The sequence below is a fragment of the Mucilaginibacter sp. Mucisp86 genome, assembly GCF_047324315.1.
Classification (GTDB): domain Bacteria; phylum Bacteroidota; class Bacteroidia; order Sphingobacteriales; family Sphingobacteriaceae; genus Mucilaginibacter.
Window position 1 is genome coordinate 1,537,847 of the sequence record NZ_CP168503.1, and the last position, 25,526, is coordinate 1,563,372.

Genomic DNA, 25,526 nt, shown 5'->3' on the forward strand with positions numbered 1-25,526 from the left:
GCCCCTTATCACATGAAGTATTTTTTTTTCTCGTTTTTACTACTATTTGTTTTATCTAAAACATCATTTGCGCAAAAAGTTGAACTCATAAATTCAGGCGAACTGATTGATAAAGCCGCAACGCTTTACGACTCCAGTCAGTATAAGCCCGCGCTTAAATTGCTTAGCAAAGTAAACCGCAGCGACACCAATTACGTACGGGCCATTTATGAAAAAGCTATCAACTGCGAAGCCGACAGCCAATTTACCCAGGCAATAAAATATTGCAAGGAAGGCCTTTCCCTGAAAGAGCAGCGTGAATTTGAACCCGACCTTTATAACACGTACGGAAATACGCTGAACGATATGCAGCAACCCGAAAACGCTATCAAAGTTTTTGACACTGCCATAGCTAAATATCCGGCTTACTCCCTCCTGTATTTTAATAAAGGTGTTGCGCTGATTGCATTAAAACGTTATGCCGATGCCGAAGCTCAATTTCAAAAAACGTTACTTATAAACCCGTATATGTATAGCGCTCATTATCAATTAGGCTTGATGGCATTACAACAGGGCAAAATAATACAGGCCTTTTTAAGCTTCACGGGTTATTTAATGGTTAACCCCGAGGGTAAATATTGGTCAAAGTCGATCAATATGTTAGATAAAATAACAAAAAGTACCGATGATATACTTGAATTGAAAAACAAGCGCTCCGGCCCACAGGATGAAGCTTATGCAGAAATAGAAGAAATAGTGCTTTCAAAAATAGCGCTCGACAAATCATATAAAACCATTATATCAATTGATGATCCTATTTCAAGGCAAATGCAGGCCGTTTTTGAAAAAATGGAATATAAAAAAGAGAGCAGGGACTTTTGGGTACAGTATTATCTCCCTTTTTATAAAAAAGTTTACAGCGAAGGCAAATTTGAACCTTTTGTATTCCACGCCTTCTCCAACGTAAATATCCCACAGGTGCAGAACTACAATAAAAAGAATAAAAAAGTTCTTGATGCCTTTGTTAGCGATGCAGCAGCCTATTTTAACCTTGTGAGAAGCACCCGCGAACTGAATTTTACTAAACGGGATTCAATTAAGGTTAAATATTACTTTGAAGATGGTAAATTTATAGGAAGGGGAACCTTAATTAATAATGGCCAAACAGTAATTGGACTCTGGGAATCAGATTACCCTGCAGGCAATAAAAAATCAAACGGTAATTACAGTTCTGCCGGTAAAAGGGAAGGCCTATGGACTTATTATTTCAGAAACGGAGACATCAGGGCAAAGGAACTTTTTAAGGAAGGCAAGCTAACCGGCGTGCAGGAGTATTATTACGATAACGGCAATCTAACCTCGCGCGAAAGTTATGTAAACGGAGTTGCGGAAGGGCTGGTTACCACCTATTACTATAACGGCAATACACGTTCATCTGTTAATTATAAACTTGACAAAAAAGAGGGTGAAGAGAAACAGTTTTACGAAAACGGTAACCTGGAAATAGTTAACCACTATACTGCCAATGTACTTAATGGCCTGGTAACAGAATATTTTAAAAGTGGCAAAGTTAAAAGCACTACGCATTATGTTGCAGGAAAAATAGATGGACCTTACAAAGCCTATTACGAAAACGGGCACACGGATACCGAAGGGCAATTTATAAAGGACAACCCGGAGGGTGATTTTACCTACTATTATGCATCGGGCAAGGTTAAAGAAAAGCGGCATTACATTGGTGGCGCCGAAGACGGGCCGCATCAGGAGTTTTTTGAAAACGGGCAGATACTGACCAGTTATATCCGTAAAAAAGGAAAAATAGACGGCGAAGCCATAACTTATTATGAAAACGGTAAAGTGCTTTCAAAATACGTTTATAATAACGATGTTCCACGGCTGGTAGATTATCTTAACCAGGCGGGTAATAAAATTTATACAGCCAATATAAAAAGTGATGCTATTAACATCATTTCGTACCATACCGATGGTTATAAAAACGCACATGCTTACTATAACGCAAAAGGTGAATTGGATGGGCCAGATACTATATTTTATCCATCGGGTAAAATAAACCAGATAAACCAGTATAAAAACGGGGTTATGAATGGCCCTTCTGTTACTTATTTTCTTAACGGAAAAATTAAATCAGAAATTAACTTAACAGACGGCAAGCATGACGGGTATTTAACTACCTTTTATCAAAATGGCAACCCCGAATCAGAAGGCTGGCTTCGGGAGGGACAGCACCAGGGCGAATGGCTTTTTTACGACGAAGGCGGCAAATTAAGTAACCGGTCATACTATTTAAACGATGACGTTTATGGTTATAAAGAAAGCTACGATCACAATGGTAAAAAAAACATGGAAGAAAAATACCATTTGGGCTGGCTCGAAAAAATAACCCAGTATGATACCTTAGAAAATGTAATTGCGGTTGATACATTTCCAAAATGTACGGGAAAATACCGCCTGCTATATCCCGGAGGGCAGTTAAGGGTACAGGGCAATTACGTTAACGGCAACTTTGATGGCCCTTTTAAATCATACTATCCCGATGGCTCAACAGAAATCTCTTATTTCTACAAAAAAGGCAGCATTGACAGCACTTATGTAAGCTACTACTACGGAGGCAAAAAATACAGCGAAGGACGCCTTCGCAATGGCGATAAGATTGGTGAATGGAAAGCATACGATGAAGACGGCAAATTGAGCAGCACGGCTAATTATGCTGCGGATGAAATAGACGGAGAAAAAACCTACTTTTTTGAAACCGGCATAAAAGATTATATAGGCAATTATAAAAACGGTATCCTTGACGGTATCTCAAAAAAATATGACCCCGATGGCAGCCTCGCTTACCAGGTAAGATTTAGCAACAATCTTGCAGTATCCTATTCATATTTAGGGCCCGATGGTAAATTGGTACCCGAAAAACCAATTGACTTTTTAAATGGCTCAATAAAAGCATATTTCCAAAACGGGAAACTCTCCCGCGAATGTACCTATAGTGATGGTGTTAAAAATGGCAGCGACGCTATTTATTACACTAATGGTCAGGTACGCTCTACTGATAAACCTACATATGGCATCTCCGAAGGTTTAGCAAAAACCTATTTTCCCAACGGAAAAACAGAGCTGGAATACTATTATGTAAATGACAACCCTGATGGCACTTGCAAAGAGTTTTATAATAACGGGAATTTGAAAAAGGAAATACACTATATAAATGGGATAAGCCATGGCCCAACCAGGTATTTTAATGAAAACGGTAAGCTGGTTAAAACACTGAACTACTATTATGGTAAACTTTTATCTGCTAAAAATGAATAGGCCGCTGCTGTTGTTTTTTCCTTTATGTCTGTGTTTTTCTTTGTTTTCGGGTTTAGTAAAGGCCCAAAGTTTTGACGCCTTACGTAAACAGTTCCCTGATGAAAAAGCCGTGCTTTTAAACCGTGTTTATGAATATAACATTGATTTAAAAAACGGCGAACCATATGTAACAAGTAAAGAGTTGCAGCAGATAGAATACCTTTTGGGCAGCGCCACGGCCTATATGGGCAAATTTGGTTTTTCGCACAGTGATTTTCATCAACTGGTATCATATGAGGCATTCACCCGAACTCCCGACGATAAAAAATTAAAGGTTAGCGAGTTTAAAACCAATACTGATAAGGAGGGATTTGTTTTTTACGACGATATTAAAGAAACAACCTTTCACTTCCCCTCGGTTGAGCCCGGCGCTATAGGAAACTTACAGGTATCATGGTTTAATAAAGATCCGCATCTTTTATCGCCTTTTTATTTCACAAGCAACATACCTACCATTAACAGCGAATTAAAATTAACCGTATCTAAAGATATATCGTTAAAATATCAGCTTATAGGATTAGATACCAGCAACATAACGGTAAGCGTAAAAACAGAACATCGTAATAACGTTTATACATTTCAGTATAAAAACTGCCCGGCCGATAAAAGTTACGATAATGCGCCCGGTTTTGCATGGTATTCGCCCCATGTGGTTTTTTACATCGGAAGCTATAAAAATAACCAGGGAAGCAACACCTCATACTTATCCAATGTAAACGATCTGTACCATCTGAGTTATAATTACATAAAAACTGTAAATAACCAAACCAGCCCCGAGCTTAAACATATTGTAGATTCTTTAACAAAAGGGATAAACGCTGAAGAACTTAAGGCAAGAAACATATATGCATGGGTTCAAAATAACATTAAATATGTTGCTTTTGAAGATGGAATGGGCGGTTTTATACCCCGTGATGCAGGCTTAGTGTGCAGCCGGCGTTTTGGAGATTGTAAGGATATGGCCAGCATCCTTACCGAAATGCTTAACGTGGCAGGTGTAAAAGCCTACTTTACCTGGATAGGTACGCGCGACTTACCGTACAGCTTTATCAAAACCCCACTACCGCTGGTTAGTAACCATATGATTTGCACTATCAAACTTAACGATAAGTTTATTTTTTTGGATGGCACAGACCCCACCTGCGTTTTCGGAATGCCATCGTCGGCCATACAGGATAAAGAAGCTATGATAGCTGTAAACGAAAAAGATTTTCAGATTTTAAAGGTGCCTGTTATTGAGAAAAGTAAAAATGTGCTGATTGATTCAACATGGTTAACGCTCACCCCTACCGGCATAAAAGGCCACGTAAAAAAGGATTTCAAGGGATACTTTGCCATGGAGATGCATGGCAAACTTATTTACTGGGACAAAAAAAACATGGCTGAAATTATGGAGAACCAGCTTGAAAGGGGATCAAATAAGTTTAAGCTCGACACCTTCAATATTGATAAAAAGAAAAGCGCGGGAGAGTTTTCTATGTCGGCTGATTTTAGCTTACCCGATTATGCTAAAAAGCTGGGGAATGATTATTACCTGAACCTTAATCTTTTTAAGTTTTTTCAGAGTTCACGCATCGATTATCCTAAACGAAAAGTACCTATAGAACACGATTTCAACTTTGAAACTAAATATGTAACCTTATTTAAAGTACCTGACGGTTATAAGGTTTCATACTTGCCGCAAAGCAAAAGTTTCCATAATAAAACCTGGGGTTTTGATTTAAAGTATGAACAGAAAGACAATTATGTAATACTAACCCAGGAGTTTGATAACGATCACCTGATGACTACAAATGATGAATTTGAACAATGGAATAAGGTACTTGAAACCCTGTTCCCCCTATATAAAGAAACCTTAAGCCTCACAAAAATTTAGTACAATGATAAAGCAAACCCTGTGCTTGTTGACAGCAGTACTGTCAATTGAGTATGCACAAGCTCAAACCGGCCAAGTTGAAAAAGAAAAATGGGCCGAAAAACCTGTAATTAATAAGGTTGACAGTAAATATGATAAAGAAGCAGCAGTGATAATCTCAGATAAAAGGCGAGTTGAATTCGTGGATCAGCCCAAAGATATGATCGACGAGTACTATACCATCCACAAGATCATCCATATCAACGACGATAAGGGTATCGAAAACTTTAATAAAATATATCTCGGAGTAAGTGAAAATGCGGATATAGTTGAAATTAAAGCCCGCAATGTACTTCCTAACGGAAAGATCATCGAGCTCGATAAAAACAACATCAAAGACATTAAAGATAAAGACGACGAGGTTTACAAGATTTTTGCCATGGATGGTCTTGAAAAAGGCTGTGATGTTGAATACTACTACACCTACAAAAAAACAACTTCATTTTTTGGTCGTGAAGTACTGCAACAAAGTTTCCCGATACTGGAAAGCTCTTTCCAGATCGTTGCCCCAAAGCGTTTAAAGTTTGAAATCAAGCCTTATAATTTTGAAGTTCCTGTTACGGATACCGTGATTAATGAAAAACGGTTTACGCAATGCAACTTCAAAAACACGGCGGGTGCCGAGGAAGAAAAATATGCAAGTTACTATGCAAATTTGAGGAGACTTGAATATAAACTCTCTTACAACCAGGCAACAACCAATGGCGAACGTCTTTTTACCTGGAACATCCTGGCTAAAAGGCTATATGGGGTATACACAGGAAATACCGATAAGGAAGTAAAACTGATTGCCGACCTTGTTAAGAAAAATGGCTGGGATGCAATTGGAGACGAAAAAAGCAAAATAATTGCTGTTGAAAATTATATAAAAAAGAGTTTTTCATACAACGAGGATTTAAAAACCGAAAATGACAATGTTGTTGAGAAAATCCTTCAGAATAAAAATGCAGGTACAATAGGTATTATGCGCCTTTACAGCGGTATATTCCAAAATCTTGGTATCAAATATCAGTTTGTTTTAACCGGTAGCCGTGATAAGTTTTTGATAGATAAAGAATTTGAAAATTGGAATAACTGCGACTATCCGATATTTTATTTCCCAGCCGAAAACAAGTTTATGGCCCCTACCCGGCCCGATCTTCGCTATCCGTGGATAAATCCTGTATGGGGTTCAACAAATGGTCTTTACTGCAAAAGCACTACGCTCGGTACTTTCTCAACCGCAATTGCCGAAGTAAAGGAAATTCCGCTGGAAGATTATACAAAATCTGCCCAGAACATGGATGTTAAGCTTGCGTTCAGCAATGACCTCGATTCATTGATTATTGATGAAAAACAAATTTTTTCCGGATATCCTTCTATCGGTTACAGAAATGCATTCAACTTTTCAAACGATGAGCAAAGAAAAGATATCATTAAAGATATTACCCAAAGGTATTCCAATTCTGAAAACCTGCTATTCTCCGAAATATTAAACCAATCTTTCGAAAGCCAGGGCAATTTGCCGGTTATATTACATACAAAGGCAAAAACCGGCACATTGATAGAAAGAGCTGGTAACAAACTGCTTTTAAAAATCGGGATGGCCATTGGCCCGCAGATTGAAATGTACCAGGAAAAACCACGACAGGAGTCGGTAGATACCGGTTTTGGGCACACTGAAGAAAGGAAACTTGAGGTTACCATTCCGGAAGGCTACCAGGTGAGTAATTTGAATGATTTAAAAATCAGCCAAACCTACAAGGATAACGGCGAACTAACCATGGGTTTTGTATCTGATTATGAATTAAAAGGCAACCTGCTGGTTATTCATATTATGGAAGAATACAGAAAAACAGGTTACCCACTTAGCCAGTTTGCTGATTTCAGGAAAATCATCAATGCTTCTTCAGATTTCAATAAGGTTGTTTTAGTACTTGAAAAAAAATCATAAGCTCCAGGATGGCAGCACTAAACTGCTGAGCAAAAAGCATATACTGAAATAATCAAAGGCACTTATTAAGGCCCCAAGTCAAAAAAGGTTGTTTTCGAAAAGGAAACAACCTTTTTTTATTATCAGGCATATTTTCGGACAATATCCCCTATTATTTTATCCGGGTCATATATAATAATAACCCCTATAAATTCCAGTTTTGTCCCCCATCCGTAGGGTTTTAAGTATGTTAATTTGTGTCACCAATTAACCAAAACTCTCATTAACTATCGGGAGAAGAACACCTATTAACCTAAAAAAATCTTTATTATGAAAAATTTAACTTTTGTTTTAATTGCATTTATTGCGATTACATCGTTTTTTGCGTGTAGAAAAGATAATACGGGCACCGCTAACTCTGCCACAAATACTTCGGCCAGCCGGCTTACAACAAATACTGTATCGTGGGTAAATGTTATTCCTGCAACCTCCTTTAACTCATACAGCACCTACTGGAATGATCTGTATCCATGGGGATCAGACCATAACGGATCTGCCCGTATGCGTTCTCAAGATATTTCAGTTTCCGGGGGCGTGCTTACCTTAACCAGCGAACCCAGCGGAAGCGTTGGTAACAGCAGTAAAGACCCGTATCTACCCATCCACTATTACTCAGGAACGGTTTATGCCAAAACAATACCAGTAGTAACCGACTCATGGCCTAAATGGCATTTTAAAGGCGAATTTCAGTGCGAATCACAAACCGGGACATGGCCCGCGTTTTGGGTTACGGGTGCCGATTCATGGCCACCCGAAAGCGACTTTATGGAATTTAAGGGAAGCGCCACCTGCTGGACAAATACCTACAAAAATGCAAGCGGTGGCTGGTCAAGCGTGGGCACGGCAATTTCCAGTCCCGGCAACTGGCATACCTATTCGGTTTACATGACTAAAACCAATACAACCGATGTATCAATCGAATACTGGATAGATGGTGTTTTAAAAAGCACGCAAACAGGCGCTAACTTTGTTGGGAAAAACCTGAATATCATAATTGATTACCAAATGGAAGGATCGTCCGGATCACCGGGCCCTACCGGCACCACTTATATGCGCGCAAGGAATGTGATAGTTGAAAAAAGTGCTACATTATAATTTCAACCAAACTATAGGTTTGCTTCTCCGGTAGTGGTAATGTTCATGGTTCATTAAACTAAAAGAGGTATGTATTAAGCGAAAGTAAAATACATACCCTTTTGATGTATTTGCTATAATATCCAACAACTCCCCCTGGTTGTAAGTTTAAGTATATCAATATCATCCGTTTTTTTTTAGAAAGCGGATAATATATCTTAACTTATGCGGCTACATCATAACAGCCTATCATGTTCAGATTACTCTTTATTGACGACAGTAAACTTGACCATATTATCCTGGATAAACTTATTGCCGGGATCAAAGAATTCAACCCTGTATTACATAGCTACGACGGCGAAGAAGCGTTAAAATCATTTTTAGATAATCCTGCAGATCAGCCCGACGTTATTTTTCTGGATATTCGGATGCCCAGGTTTGATGGCTGGGATTTTTTGGAAGGTTTTATTGATTTGCAATCCGCGCTGCCGGTTAAACCGCTGCTCTATGTGTTTTCGTCGTCAATTGACCCTACCGACAAGGAGCGGGCGCTCAGCTACGATTTTGTTACCGGCTTCTTTAGTAAACCGGTTTCACGGCCGGTGCTTGAACATGTATTGGCGGCTTGTATTGAGCGCACGAGATCATAAAGACATTTGTTCATTTCACAAGTGTTCAATTTTTAAAAGTGTGAACACCTGGCATTTTTCACTAAACAGAAATAACTAATAATCAATAATTTACATTTGTATCAAATTACACCAAACCGCGATTTGAACAGATCATTATTGATAATCAACTAATTACCAAATTACATTTTCAAAAGTTGAACAGCTGCTTTTTGAAAATTGAACACTGACAAGATATTGTCACTAATCACTCCTAACCATCAATAAAAAAGTCAGCACTCCATAATTTCGTTAAATACGTGTTCATTCAGATAAATGGTCTTATATAAAAAGGGGAGCGCTAAAGCAAGGGAGAAAACAATGGGCATAATTATGTTATTCGTGTAGATACCAAAGGCACAAACTAACATCACAAGGACGGCATAATAAGATGTTGATGTAAGATAAATTAGTTCTACACTTGTTTCCTGATTGCCTGTGTAGTTAAATACAAATTTGCCCTCTCCAATCCTGGTATGAAAATCTGATCTGGATTTTCTTCTGTCACTAAATTCATCTTCAGTAAAAATTATATACCCTTCACCCCTTTCTGTAATCCTGTAAGAGTTTCTCGTTAGGTATTTGCTAACTTTTTCTTCTAAAACATCCGCTGGCACTTGGAGTGTTCTTCTGATTTTATGTTTAATTTTCATATGTAAATCATCTCGGCTCGTCCGAATGTCGTAGCTGTCGCACAACGTATCGCGTGTTTTAATCACCTCCAACAACATATAAAATATTCACTTACTTTTTGCCTCTATCTTCTTAATAAAATTACCTATTCCAAAACTATCCATGAAAAACACGAGCCGTCTTTCCTGTCGGGCAGGGCACCGGGGCATCGGCCGAGCTTAGGCTACCTACCCTGATCAAATCCGGGTCTGAAAACTCATCATAAAACAGGGGATTGGTAAAAGTACCGTTTCCATTATCGGAAATCCATGTTGTTCCCTTTTGCGGTTCGCCTGTCTTTGCCGCGCTTTGCTGTGCCCCACCAGTTTTAATAAACAAACAAAGGCTTAGTATTAGTGCAGCCGGTATTTTAAAACAGTAAAAATATCTCATAAATTTAGTGTAGGTAAATAGGTAATGAATGCTGTAAGAGATAAACATTCTGATTATCTCTTTAACAGATTCCCGCTCAATCCTTCCTCAAAAATTGGATCTCATCCACATGTTCGCCCACAAATATGTTAGCCATATCGCCTGTTTTATAAAAGGCCGGTTTGCCCGGCATTTGATCATAGATCAGGGCGCCATTTATCTTTAGGTTTTCAAATATAATATTCCTGATCTTGTGTTGATCGTCATATCCGGCTATAACAGACATGTTAGCGTGGGTCCCGTTATAATTAACATTTCTGAACAGTATATTCTCAATCCCCATCCCCGGAGAAGTGTTATACTTATGGTTATACATCACCCTTAAATTAAATAATTGACCCTTACGGATATCCTCAATCTCCACATTTTCAAAGCTCGCGTTCCTGATCAGGTTGCTGTCGCCGGCATTAAGTGATAGGCAGCCCTGGTAATCTACCTGGTTCTCGTGATGGTCAAGTATAGTCATGTTTTGAACCTTGATGTTTTGTAAAGTATCGGGATGATCGGTATCTCCATGCGTGCCTATCAGCAGCGGGTGGGCTACATCTGCCCATAAAATGGCGTTGTTGATGGTAATATCCGAGGTATTACCGTAATAGTTCCACCGGTGGCCGTAAATGGCGATGCAATCGTCAGAGTTCCGCATGTATATATGATCGAGTTTTATATCCTCGCTGCAAAAAATATCAATGCCATCGGCATTACCGCTGGAGCTGAAGGCCTTGAAGTTACTTATACTAACATGCTTCGACTCGCCCATCAAAATAGAATAACCCGTCGGGAGCTCAATAATCCCGTCGACACTGATATTATTGCTGTACTGGATGATTAGATGGTCGTTCCTGAAATTGGTAGGCGTTGCTGTAGTTTTCTTTAAAGCACTGCTGTCGTTTTGTACAGGATGCTGGGTAAGAATACCGCGACCACAGATCCTTATATTCTCCGCATGGTCAATAACTAATGATCCTTCAACAATGGCGCCACCGGCTACATAAATTGTTTTACCTGAAGGAACCACCATTCGGCCAATTTTATGAATACCCGGACCAAAATAAAGTGTTTGCGCATCGTTTTTTACGGGATGGTTGCTTTCAATGGGATTCGCAAAAATCTGCAGGTTTTCAAAAATGTTTCCGTTCACTTCTAAAGAAACGTACTGTGAAGGGTTTAGTTCAAATTCAATCATATTGCCCTTAACCTCGGGTTTGATACCGTATGCTGCAGGCCTGATCCTAACATTTTTGACAGTGCCCCGGTTCAGCTTAACCCGCAGCCTTACCGGGCCCGAACAATCAAAATAGGTAAAGGCTGTTTTTTTAATAATTGGCTTTGCATCAAAACGGGCTGCAACATTGGCATTGTATACGTCTACCGGCTGCCAGTTGCCTTGGTCTTGCCGCACATCTACCTTAATTGTATGGTTAACTAAACTACTTTCGGGTGCTTTATAGGTTATGATCTCTGCTTTAACTGTTTTTAATAAAAATAAGGTTGCACATGTCAGTACCAGGAGTTTGTTCATATAAGTTTTTATAATGTATAGTGAAAGACAGTGAAAACGACTATCTATACTCATTGAAAAACTACATGTAAAAAATAAGCGGGTTTGCCGGAAGCTGGTTAAAAACGATCCGATAAAAGCATAATAAAGAATCGTCATTGCGAGGTACGAAGCAATCCTAAACTTTACAGGGTGAATCGGCATAGCTACTCTGCGTATTAGGGATTGTTTCGTTCCTTATAATGACGTCATTGTAAGTTATTGATTGTTAGATATATTTTCTTTGATCGATTTATAAATATGGGCGTTGCCTGCGGCCGTGCTATCCGCTCATACTGCACAGGCATTATCCGTTGGCTAACGGACGGTATCCGCTACTATCACTAACGCGGCCCGCGCGCGCCATCTCTAAATATATTTATACGTCATCACGATTTTTTCAGGTTCCCTGATGGTTTCTCGCAATGACATTTTTTAAGTTTTAAACAGCTTCTTAGAGGCAATGGGATATATATGTGGGTTTTAAACGATCTACACAAATCATTGCCCCTTTGAGTATATTTAAGAGTATTACTTGTCCTTATTACTGTTGTCATCCCGGATTCTGAACAATGAAGAAAAAAAACCTATTTGTTGTCCTTTTTTTAACTTTTACTTCCTTTTATGGTGGTTCTGCATTTGCAAAGCAAAAGATTGTCGCCCTACTATATTCACCGGATAACCATACGCGGGCGCAATTTTCACTGGATGGGCAAGGACAACTGTATTACCGTTTAATTTTCGATACCCGGATCATCATTAACTGGTCGCGTTTGGGTATTGAAACCACAGGTCCTTCGTTGTTCGATGGTATCACAGTAAAAGGGACGGCCAAAAATGAAATTAACGAAAAGTTTTTGTGGCCATTGGGAGAAGATGCGAGCCTGGTAAACCACTGTAACGAGCTTACACTCCACTGTACTACAAATAGGGGCAATTTTGATGTAATTGCAAGGCTCTACAATGGAAGCCTGGCATTTAGGTATGTTTGTAGCCAGCTCGGCGACCGTACAGTGCAACTCAAGTCAGAGCTTACAGAATTTAATCTTACCGAAAGTTATCGCATTTATCAGTATCATGAAGAATCAGTTTTCCGGCCGGTAAAAGTTGATTCGTTGCCAGGGACCAGTGATCTGCCTTCAACCCTCACCGCACCAAAATCATACATAAGCATTGGCGAAGCAGATAACCGCAACTATACCAAATGTGTGTTGGTTAAAGGGAATCGGCCCAACAGCCTCACATTACAATTTTATACCGATACCATTTACCGGGACCATCGCGTACAGGCTGTTCGCAAGGATACATCGATCCAATTTTCGGATAGCCTTGTTACTCCCTGGCGCACCATCAGCTGCAGCAGTACCGCTGTAGGTCTGCATGAGTTTAGCCAGCTTAACCTTAAACTGGTTAAACCACTCAATAACAAGGTGCCGGATTATGTAAAACCCGGAAAGGTTTACCGTGTACCCATCAATACACAGGGCGCTTTGAACGGAATTGATTTTGCTCAAAAAATGAATTTTCAATACATTTTGATTGATGCAGGCTGGTATGGCGCCGAATTCAGGACGGTCTCTGATCCTACCAAATATTTGCCCGATTTCCATTTGCCGGATATTATCGCCCATGCAAAGAAAAAAGGGATTGGCGTTATTTTATATGTCAATTACGTGGGGCTTAAAGCTAAAATTGATACCATATTGCCGCTTTATAAAAAGTGGGGCGTTAGCGGATTAAAGTTCGGCTTTGTAGATGGCGGTACCCAAAAAGGCCTTAGCTGGCTTGATTCGGCTATGAAAAAGGTAAATGATTATGGCATGGTGCTTAATGTTCATGATCATTATAAACCCACTGGCTTGAATCGCCGGTATCCTTATGTGCTTAGCCAGGAAGGGATCAGGGGCGACGAGAACAGCCCCGATGCTTTCCATAACACAGTATTACCATTTACACGTTACCTGGCTGGCGCTGCCGATTTCACTTTTTGTTACCCTAACAAAGTAAATGATTACAGCAAAAACATCCGGGTAAGCAAGGCCCAGCAAATGGCCCTTACCATTGTATACTTTGATCCGCTGCAGGCTATTTTCTGGTACGGGCAATCGCAGGATTACAAGGATGAGGCAGATATTGAATTTTTTAAATATGTGCCAACGGTATGGGACGAAAGCAAGTATGTGCTGGGAGAAATAGGCGAAGGCATTACAGTAGCCCGCCGTAAAGGCCGTACCTGGTACCTGGGCAGTGCTGCCGGCCTTCAAAAATGGGGAGGAAACTTTAAACTTGATTTCCTGGAAAAAAATCAAATATATGTTGCCTCCATTTATGAAGATGACGGGCATGGCGGCATACATGCGAAAAAAGTCGAGCTCAGGCACAATGATCCTTTTGTAGTGAACCTGGATGCAAAAGGAGGACAAGCTGTTATTTTAAGACCGAAGGAAAGGTAACGATGGCAAAAAAATTAGCTTTAAAAGATATTGCGGGCGCATTGAAGGTGTCAGAAGCATCCGTTTCCTATGTTCTTAACGGCAAGGCGAGGCAATACGGCATCAGCATAGCGCTGGAGAATAAAATATTGAAATTTGTTGAAAAGGTAGGATATCAGCCTAACCGACTGGCAGCCAGTTTGCGCACGGGAAAAAGTAAAACAGTGGGCATGATTGTGGAAGATATCAGCGATCCGTTTTTTTCGGCCATTGCCCGCGTTGTGGAACAACATATTTACAAAGAAGGTTACCGCGTTATTTACGGCAGTTCTGAAAACTCCACTATTATTGCCCGCGACCTGCTGCAAACTTTTAAGAATTACCAGGTTGACGGTTACATTCTGGCCCCAACGGCCGGTTTGGAAGAGGATATTAACCAGCTTGTCCATGAAGGTTCGCCGGTGGTTGTGTTTGACCGCGCCTCGCCCGATTTGCAGTGTTCTAAAGTACTTGTAGACAACTTTCGCGGCAGCGAGGCGGCTGTTTTGCATTTGATAGATAATGGCTTTCGCAACATTGCCATGGTTACCCTTACAAACGGGCAGGATCAAATGAATGAACGTGTTAACGGTTATCACACAGCACTTCAAAAACACGGCTTGCAGCCAATAATAAAAGAAATCATCTATAACGAGGATCCGCAGAAAACGATACAGAACCTTAAAAACCTGCTCAAAAGCAAAAAGGAAATTGATGCCGTTTTTTTTGCAACTAACTATCTTGCCCTAAGTGGCTTGCAGGCCCTTAAAGAATCAGGCCTGATTATTACCAGGGATATTGGCGTTGCCGTATTTGATGATATTAACAATTTTGCCCTTTTTAACCCGGCCATCACCGCCGTAGCCCAACCTATCACAGAGATAGGGCTCAGGGTTACAAAGATTTTACTGGAGGAGCTACAGGATAACCACATGATCGATTCGCAAAATATTTTATTGAAAACCAAACTGATCATCAGGGATTCATCTGCAAGATTGCCGGCATAGCTTATCCCCCAAAAAAGTTGAGAAGAAATGAGTATCAAATCTATAGGCGCTTGTCTTTGTAGTAACTCTTCCCCTAATAAACCGTCCGGTTTACATTAAGTTGGTTATAATAAGGCTTCTGAAAGGAAGCCCTTTTTATTAGGGGGAATAGCAGGGATATTGGGGGAATACGATAAGCAAAAGCACAGATACATTACCTGCTCATTATTTGTTAGATAATTATATTTTTGTTTTGAATAAAATGCTACAGGGCGCAGAAAAGATAGTATATCGATTTATGAAAAAAAAGCGGAACGAAGCAGAACCCTCAGCGCTATTTCAGATAAAGAAACCGGAAGTAGACGAACAAACCATCAAAAAAAGCTGGAATTCAATTGTTCAGAAAATAAATCAGGAACCTAAAAAGAAACGCCAGGAATAAATAAAGACATGCCCGACAGGCCAGTTTGCGGCATTAACCCCATGCTTTACTGCATACGTACATTCAAATTGAGCAATATTCAACAACCGGTACCTTCTTTTATGCAGCCATTTAAGGCGGCCGTGTTATGGTATTATACAGTTATTGTTGTGGTGCTAATGTTAACCGGTAATGTTGCTGTGTGTGCATTACCAAATGTTCAGCGCCTTGGCCTTAAAGACGGGCTTTCCAACAGCGAGGTACGATGTATTTTCCAGGATCATTCAGGCTATATGTGGTTTGGCACCTATGATGGGCTGAACCGTTTTGACGGATATGATTTCCTGATCTACCGCAATCAGCCCGAAAACCAGCATTCAATCGTTCATAATTTTATTAACTGCATTGCAGAAGACGCTGCTAACAATTTGTGGGTAGGTACGCGCCAGGGTATAAGTATCTTAAACCCCGTAACTGAACAGTTTTCTCCGGCCTATGTTATCTCGGCCGGCGATAAGGCCGCACCGGTAACAGTCTTTATAAAAGATATAAAAACAGATCACTCGGGTCACATTTTTATTGCCACGCTATCCAACGGCCTCATCGTTATGGACAAGGGTAAACGAACGGGCCGCGTTATACCATACTATAGTAATGGAAAAGCTGTACGGAGTTACAATGTCAGCGCATTGTATGTGGGGCCGGGCAGCCAGGTTTATGTATTAATCAGCGCCGCAGGGCTATTTACATACGATACTGTGCATGGTGCTTTGAAGTTACTGAACTCATCAGTTACCGGGGCTACCTGCATTTATTCTGAAGGTACCAGCTTATGGGTAGGTACAACCCAGGGACTGCACCATTTTAATGTTAAGACCGGGCAGTATGACCGCCTTTTTGATGAGTTTAACGGCCGATTCAAATCGGGCAGGATCACAAGCCTGCAAACCATGCCTGATAGTACCCTATGGGTAAGCACCGATGGCGGAGGAATCCAGATATTGGATAAAAAGCGCGACAAGATCAGCTACCTGCAGGCGGGGAGTGATGAGCATTCCCTTTCGAGCGATGCTGTTTACTCATTGTTTTTAGACCGGGATGGCAGAAAGTGGATTGGCACGCTGCGGGGAGGGATAAATGTTATTGATGAAGTAAAGGAGCGCTTTGTAAATATCAGGCATAATGATCTGAACAGTAACAGCCTTATCAGCAACTTTGTTAAATCCTTATATGAAGCGCCTGATGGCCGGTTATGGATAGGTACCGATGGAGGAGGATTAAGTATTTGGGACCGGCAGGCACATCGATTTACCAATTTCAGGCACGATGGTTCACAGCCCGGCACGCTGAGTTCAAACTTTGTTACCAGCATTACCGGCGACAAGGATGGCCGGACCTGGATTGCAACCTACGGCGGCGGTATTGACCTGTACCAGCCCGGCTCCAACACATTCACTACCTTCCATGGAATTGACAAAAAAGGAATTGCCAACCGCATTGTGTTCTGGTACCTGTACCCGGATCATACTGGAAACCTATGGGCCAGCGGTCTACAGGATGGTTTGTTCCTGTATGATAAGCCCAGCAATCAATTCAGGTTGTATGATGCAACATTAACCAATATCCTCTCAATAGGTGAAGATCGCCTGGGGAACCTCTGGGCAGGAAATTTTGAAGGAGTCTATAAGATTAACCTGCAGGATAATACACATAAGTTTTACCCTGTAGGTAAAGCGGTACGATCAATGCACTATGCCGACAACGGTGATATGTGGCTGGGTACAGAGGCCGGTTTGATGTATTTTTCGGCGTCTGATGAAAAAGTAGTTCGCCGGTATACTACCGGTAACGGCCTTAGTAATAATATGGTGCTGGCTATTCTTCAAGATCAGCAAAAGCGTTTGTGGCTCAGTACCTACAACGGGCTTTGTCGCTTTGACCCTAAAGCTATTAGTTTTACCAGTTTTTTTGAAGGTGATGGCCTGGCAAGTAACGAGTTTAACTTTAATGCAGCCCTAAAGTTAAACAATGGCGAGCTTACGTTTGGCGGCATTAATGGCCTTACTATATTTCATCCACAGAGAATTCTCCCGTTGCATGACGCGCCTAATATTGTCATAACTGATATTAAAATTAATAATAAACCGATAAGCAATTATCCCAACTATGTTAAAACAGATATTGGTAACGCTATTCAATCGTTAGAAATACCTTACGATAACGCATCTGTTGCCTTCAGCTTTGCCGCCATTGAGTTTACTGCTCAGGACAGAATTGCTTACCGTTATATGCTTCAGGGCTGGGACAGGGGATGGATTAATGCAGGTAAACAGCGTAACGCACTTTATACCCGCCTGGCACCCGGTACTTATACCCTAAAAATTAACTGTACCAACCCCGAAGGACGATGGATAAGTCGCGAAATCCTTCTTCGTATCATTATTTTACCTCCATGGTACCGTACCATCTGGGCTTATTTGATTTATGCGTTGTTGCTGACTGGAATTGTTTACTGGTACCTGCGTTATAAGTTCCGCGAAACACGGCTTAAATACGAGGTGCAACTAGCCAATGCCGCAGCTGCGCACCAGCGCGACCTGCAAGAAAAGGAACGCGAGTTGAATGACCGGCGTGTGGAGTTTTTTACAGGCGTATCACATGAATTTCGTACACCTCTCTCGCTTATCATTAACCCGCTCAGGGATCTGCTCGCAAAAATAGCACCTGAAAACCGGGCCGAGCTTAATATTGTTTATCGCAATTCAAGACGCCTGCTAAGCCTTGTTGATCAGTTACTGCTGTTTCGTAAGGCCGATGCCGGTTCCGGCATCCTGCAAATTGCGCCGATGGACATTACCCTTGTTTGCCGGGAGGTATTTTTGTGTTTTGTACAGCAGGCCCGGCTTTCGGAGCTTAGTTTTGAATTAAACGTACCAGAAGAGCCGGTGCTGATTTACGGCGACAGGGAAAAGATCGAAATCATCCTGTTTAACCTCATATCCAACGCAATTAAATACACCCCGGCCGGGAAGGCTGTTTGTGTAAGCCTGAAATCGGGGGAACACGAGGTGGTGATCAACGTGATTGATAGCGGCCCCGGCATACCCAAGGAAATTGGTAAGCATATCTTCGAAAAGTTTTACAGGTCAAATACCCACGGCCAGGCGGCAAAGGGCGGGTTTGGTATCGGCTTATTTTTGGCCCGCCAGTTTACCAGGGATCATGGCGGCTCATTATTGTTTGAAAGTGAACCTGGCAAAGGTTCTGATTTTTGTTTAACCCTGTTAAAAGGTACAAGTCATTATCCGCCGGATGTGGCCGCTGCTGCCGACGCTGCTGATCTATCGCCCTTACTCCGCGAAATGGTGGAAGAACAACCGGTGCTATCAGAACCAAGCTCAAACAATAACATTGATTTTGAGGCGGAGAAAATTTTTAGCGACAAGCAAAGGATCCTGGTTATTGATGATGATAATGAGCTTCGCGCTTACATTTGTTCAATTCTTGAAAGCCGTTATAAGGTTTACGACGCAGACAACGGTCTTACCGGCTTACACAAAGCAAAGGAGAAACAACCCGATCTTATTATTTGTGACGTAATGATGCCCGGTTTAAACGGTATTGAGCTTTGCTCAACCATTAAGCAGGATCAGCAGCTGAGCCATATTCCAATGATTTTGTTAACAGCCAGCTCATCGGCCGAAAACAAGATCAAAGGACTGGAAAGCGGGGCGGACGACTATATTTCCAAGCCCTTTGATAAGGATGTACTCATTGCCCGTATTGCCAACCTGTTGCAAAACAGGAGTAACCTGCAAAGCTATTTTTATAATACCATTACCCTGAAATCTGGTAACGTCACTATTTCTGACGAGTACAAGCACTTCCTTGAAAAATGTATCGAGATTGTTGAGCAGCACATTACCAACGAAAACTTCAATATCAAAATGCTGGCCTCGGAGATTGGCATGAGCCATTCAAATCTCTATCGCAAAATTAAGTCGCTGTCTGGTCATACGGTTAACAGTTTTATCCGCTACATCCGTTTGAGAAAAGCCGCGGAACTACTGATCCAATCGGATATGAACGTGAATGAAGTGGCCATTGAAACAGGTTTTAACAGCATCAAATACTTCCGCGATCAGTTTTTTAAACTGTTTGGTGCCAACCCATCAGATTTTCTTAAGCAGAAAAGACCTGTGTTTAAGAAGAGAAATAATACAATCAATTGAAAATTAGATACTTAAATTCAACTTTTACTTACTTAATCAATTGAGTAAATTAATTAAATGCCGAATTTATACCACATAAATGACCAATTTGAGCCCCATCTGCTGAATAAAATCTATCCATATTAGCTTATACAAACCAATTATAAGAACCCCGGGCAAACTTCCTTAATCGATTATGTAAATCGGTTTAGAACCCAGGTTCCCTATACCGGTAACAACCTGATTAAAGAGAAACCAGTTTTAACGCCAATATGAACAATTGCAACCAGCTAACTAAATGGTGGGACGAAGCCCTTGATGGAAATGTCAAATCCTTTGGCAGGATCCATGACGAACTGTATTCCGGTTTATATTTCTATCTCTATAAAATTATCAAGGATGAAGCTGCCTCCCAGGATGTTTTGCAGGAGCTTTTTATCAAGCTGTGGGAGCGCAGGATAACCCTCGGACCTATCAGGAACGTTAAATACTATTTCTTTAAATCTGCCCGGTCGCTCGCTATTAATTTTTTAAAAGCGTCCCGGCCCGAGTTTGTAGGCCTGTCTGCAAATCACGATATCGATATTGTTTTTTCAAGGGAGGATGTGCTTGTTTCGGAAGAAACCGGCAGAGAAGTGGAGAAAATGCTTGCGCTCGCGCTCAATACCTTGCCAAGGCGTCAAAAAGAGATGATATTTTTAAAGTATTTTGATAACTGGAATTATGACCAGATAGCTGAAGTAACAGGCTTACAATACCAGTCGGTAGTTAATCACGTACACCGGGGGATTAACCAGTTGCGTGTTAAGCTATCGGAGGGCAATAAAATGGTTACAAGCGAGTTGGTGCTGTCATAAGCGTTAGTGGTTTATTCATACAGTTGGTTAATTGATTAAGGGGCTTGACGCCCCTTTTTTAGTGGTTTTGCTTTCCGGTACTATCAGGATCTTTGGCCTGTTATTTTGCTTCATTAATCTGTTCAATTGCTGTTGTGATATTCTTAACAGCAGCTGCATCATTTAATTTACCGCGTGCTTCTTTAACGGCATTTAAGTACTTGATAATGTACGGTGCAGCACCGTCTTTTTTATATTTTATGCCCATATATTGCAGTTCGGCAATGCCTTGCTGAACATATTCCGTTTTTTTTAAATTACCGATCATGGCTGAAAATTTGTCGGTCAGATGAATTTGCTCCTGCAATGTTCCATTTACGTAACGATGATATACGTATGGCCATTTTTCGTCGCCGCCATTGGTTGCATAGACTCTGGCAACGACTTGTGTCAGATCGCCCGCGTTGTCGGCTTCAAATCCTGCTGCATATTTTAATGCCGCAGCCGGATCAATTTCATTAAGCCCATAAAGAGCTGACGCCTCAACCTGGTATGACTGGCTTGTAAAGGCTTTAATAAATACGCTGGTATATTTAGGGTCTTTCACTGCCGCCAATGTTCTGAGCGCATATGCCCTTACCTGGTTATTTTCATCGTTGCCGGCCAGTTTAGCTACAGCAGGCAAGGCAGCATTTCTCAAATCCGGGCTGATATTCCGGATATCTTCCTTATTCATATTCAAAACCTGCAATGCTTTCAACCGCAAACCCGAAAACCGGTCAGTTAATGCGTCGACTATGACCTTTTGCGCGCTTTTGTCATCCTGATTCTTTGAAGCAAAATCAATTGCCTCATACCTGTCAAGATATAACGGGGCATGGGCATATTGGAAAACGTATTCATCTAAAGATTTGTGATCTGTTTTGCTAGCTACCAATACTTTATCTGCGTCTACATTAACCAATTCAGGTTTCGCAGGGGTTTTGAAAGATAGAGTATCGTTCCGGGAGTTGATCCAAACTTTATGTCTTTCAACCGTTCCGCTATGATAAACATCTATAGCTATTGGTAACTTAAATAATTGTCCGTCTTGCGTTTGGGAAATGTAAACGTTTTCTGTTTTTGAATGCTCATCCCAGCGGTAGCTAATATCTAAAACAGGGTGCCCCGCCTGATAATACCACTGTTCAAAAAACCAATTCAGGTCCAGCCCGCTTGCTTCTTCCATTGCCAGCCTTAGTTGCTGCGCCTCGGCGCTTTTAAAAGCATTAGCTGTCAGATAAATGTTGAGCCCTTTATAAAAAGCCTCTTTGCCCAGGTAATTGCGTAACATATTAAGGATACGCCCCCCTTTTTGATAGGTTACGCCGTTAAACACATTATGAATGGCTTCGTAGTGAAAGTTAACCAACGGGATTTTAAAGTTTTCCGGGTTTCCCAGGTAGCCCCGAAGCCCGCTATAAAAATGTTCATCAGCGGCGTCTTTGCCATATTTGTGCTCCAGCCAGAGGATTTCACCAAGATCAGCAAAAGATTCGTTTAAAGTTAAATTACTCCAGCTTTCACAAGTTACATAGTCTCCAAACCATTGGTGGAATAATTCGTGTTCAATGCCGGTGCTATAATATTGATCCAACAATTCGCGGCGTGTGCTTTGGCTTCCAAACACATTGGCCGTTGTATTTTCCATAGCACCGCTTACATAATCGCGCACTACTATGGCCGCATATTTATTCCATGGATAATCAACCCCGGTTATCTCCGAAAAAAAACTCATCGCTTCAGGGACATCACCAAATAAATCTTTTGCATATGGGGCATATTTGGGTTCAAGATAGTAGTTTACCTCCTTGCCCCGCCATTGGTCTTTGTAGATCTTGAAATCGCCCACGCCCATCATAAACAAGTACGGGGCATTTGGCAATTCCATTTTCCAGGTATCTGTACGGGTGCCATCGGGATGTTTATTCTGTCCGGCCAGACGCCCGTTTGATAAGGTAACGTACTTAGCGGGAACGGTCATGCTGATCTCAGAAGTGGTTTTCTGATTGGGCTTATCAATGGTTGGGAACCACCCTGATGAGCTTTCGGGTTCTCCCTCAGTCCATATTTGGGTAGGTTTATTTTTTTCCGTGCCATCCGGGTTAATAAAATACAAACCTTTTTCATTATTGCGCAGGCCCTTCCGTTCATTGGGTTTAGCAGTATAGTCAATATAAATGGTATACTTTTCTGAACCGGAATAAGGTTTGTCGAGCCTGATGTTTAAGCTAAGGCTATCATAGGTGAATTTTAAAGGATGGAGCTTGCCGTTTGACTGGATTGCAATTATATGTATGTCCATCCCCTTTGCGTCAAGGCGCAATGAATCCGTCGTGTAAAAATGCGGCTTTAAAGTAATCCATTCCTTTCCGTACAGATATCGCTTTTTAAAATCGAATTGTACATTCAATTTGGTATGGATCAAATCGTTGACCCTTTGTGGACTCTCGCGATAGCGGTTTAACAAAGCATTATTTTGCTGGGCTAATGAGCTATCTGCAATAGCTAAAAAAGCGAGCCCGAAAATCAGGATGGTTAAATATGTTTTCATATCCGGTAAGTTTTATATACAAACCTATGATTTTTATAGTACTATTTATAACATAGTACTATAAAAATTAAAAAAATCTTATTTTCAGTCTTTTAGCCTTTAGTTATGAAGAATTTTTGGCAGCTTTTTAGGATGGAGGGATCATTGGTGGAACTTTGATTTGATTCTTTAGATCTGTTACCCAATTTTGCTATTTGTCGATGACTGTGGTCTTCGTTTGTTGTTTTTGGTACCCTATTTTGAAGCCAACCTTCGGGTTAAAAAAGAGGCTGTATCATAAATCAAATTGACCACCCTTGGTGTTTTGTTACCTATGAACTAAAATTTAGCCGATAATTTATACAAAATGGGGGTTAACATGTTTTTTGACAGAAAATCGCTCAATTACCTGACTGTAAGACATATATATAAATGTTAACCCTAAATTGTGTTAACCCTGTTAACCCCCCTTTTTTAGCAGCGGCAACCCAATCCAAAATCATATCTCGCTTGCTGAATAGGAAAAAAAAAGAGGCTGATCATGATTTATGATACAGCCTCCTCACTAAGTAAATAAGCACAACCTATCTTACCACCCCGGGTTCTGCGTCAAAGCAGGATTAAGGGTAATTTGTTGTGCAGGGATCGGATATAAATAATTTTTCTCCGAAAAGTTACGTGCAGTATTGTCAAGTATCAGCTGACCGTTGGCATCTAATGCATTGGTTGGTGCCGGTTTTAATGGGTTAGGACCAATATCGGCCTGGGTGCCTTTAAATTTAATACCTACCGGCCATGGGCTAACAAAAGCACTGATGTTTCCATAAGCAGTACCGCCGGTGTTGGTAACCAGGTCGGTTGTTGCGCTATGCCAGCGCTTGATATCATCAAACCTGAAATTTTCGTAATAAAGCTCAATAAAACGCTCTCTTCTTATCTCGGTGCGTAAATCTAATCCGTTTGCACCTGCAAAGCCGTTTGTTAATGCCGGCATATTTTTATTTACACGCAAACGCACCAGGTTAAGTGATTTATTAAGATCGGCATCTGTTATAGCTCCATCGCGTTCATAAACAGCTTCGGCATAGTTCAGCAATACCTCGGCATAGCGGATCACCGGGTAATCTTCAGATTCTTTTGTATCCGGGCAGTTGCGTTCCGTTACCCATTTTTGATTTGTATAACCGGCAATCTTAACAACTTTTCCCATAGATAAAGCAATATCGGCGGCGTCATTTAGCCAGGTTACCCGATAATTAGCGTTACCGTACCAGTAGTACATATTATTAACCTGGATAGTATACTTTAAGCGGTTATCGCGGTTTATAAATTCCGAACCATAGGTTTCAAAACCCTGAAACAACGGCGACTTTTCGATAGGCAGGCCATCCTGGCATAAAAACGCGTTAACATATTTATGTTGCGGCCCAATTTGCGTTCCCTGCCTGCTGATGTTGGTTCCGATTGTTTTGCTCACATCATCATAACGGTACGATAAAATGTACTCATGGTTAGCCGTTTTGGTAACTGAGGCCGGGTTTGATTTTGGGTTTTCGAGGATAAAAAGATATTTCTGTGCAGAATCACCCAATATGGTACTGTTGCCGCCCAGAGCATTTGACGCTGCTGTACCGAAAAGTGCAAATTGATTGCTGGTTATTACCGCGTTGGAGGCTGCTGCCGATTTATCAAGCAGCATATTATAACGGGTTGCATCTCCATTTCTGAATTTTAACCATGTGCCTTCATAAAGTGCAACACGCCCCAAAAATGCCTGCGCAGCGGGCTTGCTCACCCGGCCGAAATCTGCCGAGTTGGCTAAGATGGATACAGGAAGATTAGGTATTGCCGCTTCCAGATCGGAAACGATCAAATCAACTACCTGATCGCGTGATGCCCTGCTGCCATAAAGTTCGGGCGAATCAAGGTTCAGCGTTTTGGTGATCAGCGGAACGCCGCCATAAAGCTGCAGTAATTCAAAATAGCAGTAGGCCCTGAAAAATTTGGCTTCGGCAACAAACTGGCTGATGCTGGCCTGATCGGTAAAAGTGGCTGCCTTTTCAAGTAAATAGTTGCAGTTCCTGATATTGACATAATTATTATTCCAATAATTATCACTTGCCGGAACAGTATTGATGCCTGCCCCGAAAGTGCCTCCACCACCAAACACATCTGCACGTCCGTCATAATGCGGATTATCTGCAAACGAATTATTGAAATTACGGAGATAGCCATAATATTGATTGGCAAACGTTTTAAAATCACCGGCAGATTTGAAGTAAGCTGCCTCTGAAAGCTGATCCTGCGGATTAAGGTTAAGCGACTTGTTGCAAGCGGACAAGCCTGTAATAATAATGATTGACAGGATACTGAAGATCCTTCGGTATATATTTTTCATAATCATTTCA

Annotated in this window: 15 protein-coding genes; 10 read left to right on the forward strand and 5 right to left on the reverse strand. The window is 41.1% G+C overall.

Annotated features, from left to right (window positions below; translation table 11 throughout):
- Nucleotides 1-12 precede the first annotated feature (12 nt).
- The 5 genes from ACEN9X_RS06285 to ACEN9X_RS06305 all read left to right on the forward strand — a co-directional run bounded on the left by ACEN9X_RS06285 (nucleotide 13) and on the right by ACEN9X_RS06305 (nucleotide 8,959).
- The gene (locus ACEN9X_RS06285) at nucleotides 13-3,309 is read left to right on the forward strand and encodes a hypothetical protein (protein WP_413669583.1); all 3,297 of its coding nucleotides are present in this window, start codon (nucleotides 13-15) and stop codon (nucleotides 3,307-3,309) included.
- Nucleotides 3,302-5,224, forward strand: a complete 1,923-nt coding sequence (locus tag ACEN9X_RS06290) for a DUF3857 domain-containing protein (protein WP_413669584.1) — start codon at nucleotides 3,302-3,304, stop codon at nucleotides 5,222-5,224. The genes ACEN9X_RS06285 and ACEN9X_RS06290 overlap by 8 nt, the downstream gene beginning before the upstream one ends.
- 4 nt (nucleotides 5,225-5,228) lie before the next feature.
- Entirely contained in the window at nucleotides 5,229-7,196 is a 1,968-nt protein-coding gene (locus ACEN9X_RS06295; protein WP_091220318.1) for a DUF3857 domain-containing protein, read from the forward strand.
- A 309-nt stretch (nucleotides 7,197-7,505) separates the two neighbouring features.
- Nucleotides 7,506-8,330 (forward strand): family 16 glycosylhydrolase, encoded by an 825-nt coding sequence (locus ACEN9X_RS06300; RefSeq protein ID WP_413669585.1) that lies wholly within the window; start codon nucleotides 7,506-7,508, stop codon nucleotides 8,328-8,330.
- Nucleotides 8,331-8,560: 230 nt separating this feature from the next.
- The gene (locus ACEN9X_RS06305) at nucleotides 8,561-8,959 is read left to right on the forward strand and encodes a response regulator (protein ID WP_413669586.1); all 399 of its coding nucleotides are present in this window, start codon (nucleotides 8,561-8,563) and stop codon (nucleotides 8,957-8,959) included.
- Between the two features lie 251 nt (nucleotides 8,960-9,210).
- Here ACEN9X_RS06305 and ACEN9X_RS06310 read toward each other — a convergent pair whose 3' ends face one another.
- From ACEN9X_RS06310 to ACEN9X_RS06320, 3 genes are all read right to left on the reverse strand, one after another.
- A complete protein-coding gene (locus ACEN9X_RS06310) occupies nucleotides 9,211-9,630 on the reverse strand; it encodes a hypothetical protein (protein WP_413669587.1) in 420 nt (139 codons plus the stop codon).
- A 136-nt stretch (nucleotides 9,631-9,766) separates the two neighbouring features.
- Nucleotides 9,767-10,042 carry a hypothetical protein gene (locus ACEN9X_RS06315; protein WP_413669588.1) on the reverse strand — a complete coding sequence of 92 codons (276 nt, stop codon included), beginning with the start codon at nucleotides 10,040-10,042 and terminating at the stop codon, nucleotides 9,767-9,769.
- 76 nt (nucleotides 10,043-10,118) lie between these two features.
- Nucleotides 10,119-11,603, reverse strand: coding sequence for a glycosyl hydrolase family 28 protein (locus tag ACEN9X_RS06320; protein WP_413669589.1), 1,485 nt, complete (start codon nucleotides 11,601-11,603; stop codon nucleotides 10,119-10,121).
- A 590-nt stretch (nucleotides 11,604-12,193) separates the two neighbouring features.
- Here ACEN9X_RS06320 and ACEN9X_RS06325 point away from each other — a divergent pair.
- From ACEN9X_RS06325 to ACEN9X_RS06345, 5 genes are all read left to right on the forward strand, one after another.
- Entirely contained in the window at nucleotides 12,194-14,074 is a 1,881-nt protein-coding gene (locus tag ACEN9X_RS06325) for a glycoside hydrolase family 97 catalytic domain-containing protein (RefSeq protein ID WP_413669590.1), read from the forward strand.
- Nucleotides 14,075-14,076: 2 nt separating this feature from the next.
- Nucleotides 14,077-15,099: a substrate-binding domain-containing protein gene (locus ACEN9X_RS06330; RefSeq protein WP_413669591.1), complete on the forward strand. Its 1,023-nt coding sequence runs from the start codon at nucleotides 14,077-14,079 to the stop codon at nucleotides 15,097-15,099.
- Between the two features lie 277 nt (nucleotides 15,100-15,376).
- Nucleotides 15,377-15,520 carry a hypothetical protein gene (locus ACEN9X_RS06335; RefSeq protein ID WP_413669592.1) on the forward strand — a complete coding sequence of 48 codons (144 nt, stop codon included), beginning with the start codon at nucleotides 15,377-15,379 and terminating at the stop codon, nucleotides 15,518-15,520.
- Between the two features lie 8 nt (nucleotides 15,521-15,528).
- Nucleotides 15,529-19,731: a two-component regulator propeller domain-containing protein gene (locus ACEN9X_RS06340; protein ID WP_413669593.1), complete on the forward strand. Its 4,203-nt coding sequence runs from the start codon at nucleotides 15,529-15,531 to the stop codon at nucleotides 19,729-19,731.
- 251 nt (nucleotides 19,732-19,982) lie between these two features.
- Nucleotides 19,983-20,567, forward strand: a complete 585-nt coding sequence (locus tag ACEN9X_RS06345; RefSeq protein WP_413669594.1) for an RNA polymerase sigma factor — start codon at nucleotides 19,983-19,985, stop codon at nucleotides 20,565-20,567.
- A gap of 100 nt (nucleotides 20,568-20,667) precedes the next feature.
- On the opposite strand, the gene ACEN9X_RS06350 is transcribed toward ACEN9X_RS06345, so the two are convergent.
- A complete protein-coding gene (locus ACEN9X_RS06350; RefSeq protein ID WP_413669595.1) occupies nucleotides 20,668-23,139 on the reverse strand; it encodes a M1 family aminopeptidase in 2,472 nt (823 codons plus the stop codon).
- Nucleotides 23,140-23,707: 568 nt separating this feature from the next.
- Nucleotides 23,708-25,516 carry a RagB/SusD family nutrient uptake outer membrane protein gene (locus ACEN9X_RS06355; RefSeq protein ID WP_413669596.1) on the reverse strand — a complete coding sequence of 603 codons (1,809 nt, stop codon included), beginning with the start codon at nucleotides 25,514-25,516 and terminating at the stop codon, nucleotides 23,708-23,710.
- Nucleotides 25,517-25,526: the final 10 nt, after the last annotated feature.

Bases quoted from the DNA above. Each gene is read 5' to 3' on its own strand.
- ACEN9X_RS06285 (WP_413669583.1), top strand. From the start codon at position 13: ATGAAGTATTTTTTTTTCTCGTTTTTACTACTATTTGTTTTATCTAAA.
- ACEN9X_RS06290 (WP_413669584.1), top strand. From the start codon at position 3,302: ATGAATAGGCCGCTGCTGTTGTTTTTTCCTTTATGTCTGTGTTTTTCT.
- ACEN9X_RS06295 (WP_091220318.1), top strand. From the start codon at position 5,229: ATGATAAAGCAAACCCTGTGCTTGTTGACAGCAGTACTGTCAATTGAG.
- ACEN9X_RS06300 (WP_413669585.1), top strand. From the start codon at position 7,506: ATGAAAAATTTAACTTTTGTTTTAATTGCATTTATTGCGATTACATCG.
- ACEN9X_RS06305 (WP_413669586.1), top strand. From the start codon at position 8,561: ATGTTCAGATTACTCTTTATTGACGACAGTAAACTTGACCATATTATC.
- ACEN9X_RS06310 (WP_413669587.1), bottom strand. From the start codon at position 9,630: ATGAAAATTAAACATAAAATCAGAAGAACACTCCAAGTGCCAGCGGAT.
- ACEN9X_RS06315 (WP_413669588.1), bottom strand. From the start codon at position 10,042: ATGAGATATTTTTACTGTTTTAAAATACCGGCTGCACTAATACTAAGC.
- ACEN9X_RS06320 (WP_413669589.1), bottom strand. From the start codon at position 11,603: ATGAACAAACTCCTGGTACTGACATGTGCAACCTTATTTTTATTAAAA.
- ACEN9X_RS06325 (WP_413669590.1), top strand. From the start codon at position 12,194: ATGAAGAAAAAAAACCTATTTGTTGTCCTTTTTTTAACTTTTACTTCC.
- ACEN9X_RS06330 (WP_413669591.1), top strand. From the start codon at position 14,077: ATGGCAAAAAAATTAGCTTTAAAAGATATTGCGGGCGCATTGAAGGTG.
- ACEN9X_RS06335 (WP_413669592.1), top strand. From the start codon at position 15,377: ATGAAAAAAAAGCGGAACGAAGCAGAACCCTCAGCGCTATTTCAGATA.
- ACEN9X_RS06340 (WP_413669593.1), top strand. From the start codon at position 15,529: ATGCCCGACAGGCCAGTTTGCGGCATTAACCCCATGCTTTACTGCATA.
- ACEN9X_RS06345 (WP_413669594.1), top strand. From the start codon at position 19,983: ATGAACAATTGCAACCAGCTAACTAAATGGTGGGACGAAGCCCTTGAT.
- ACEN9X_RS06350 (WP_413669595.1), bottom strand. From the start codon at position 23,139: ATGAAAACATATTTAACCATCCTGATTTTCGGGCTCGCTTTTTTAGCT.
- ACEN9X_RS06355 (WP_413669596.1), bottom strand. From the start codon at position 25,516: ATGAAAAATATATACCGAAGGATCTTCAGTATCCTGTCAATCATTATT.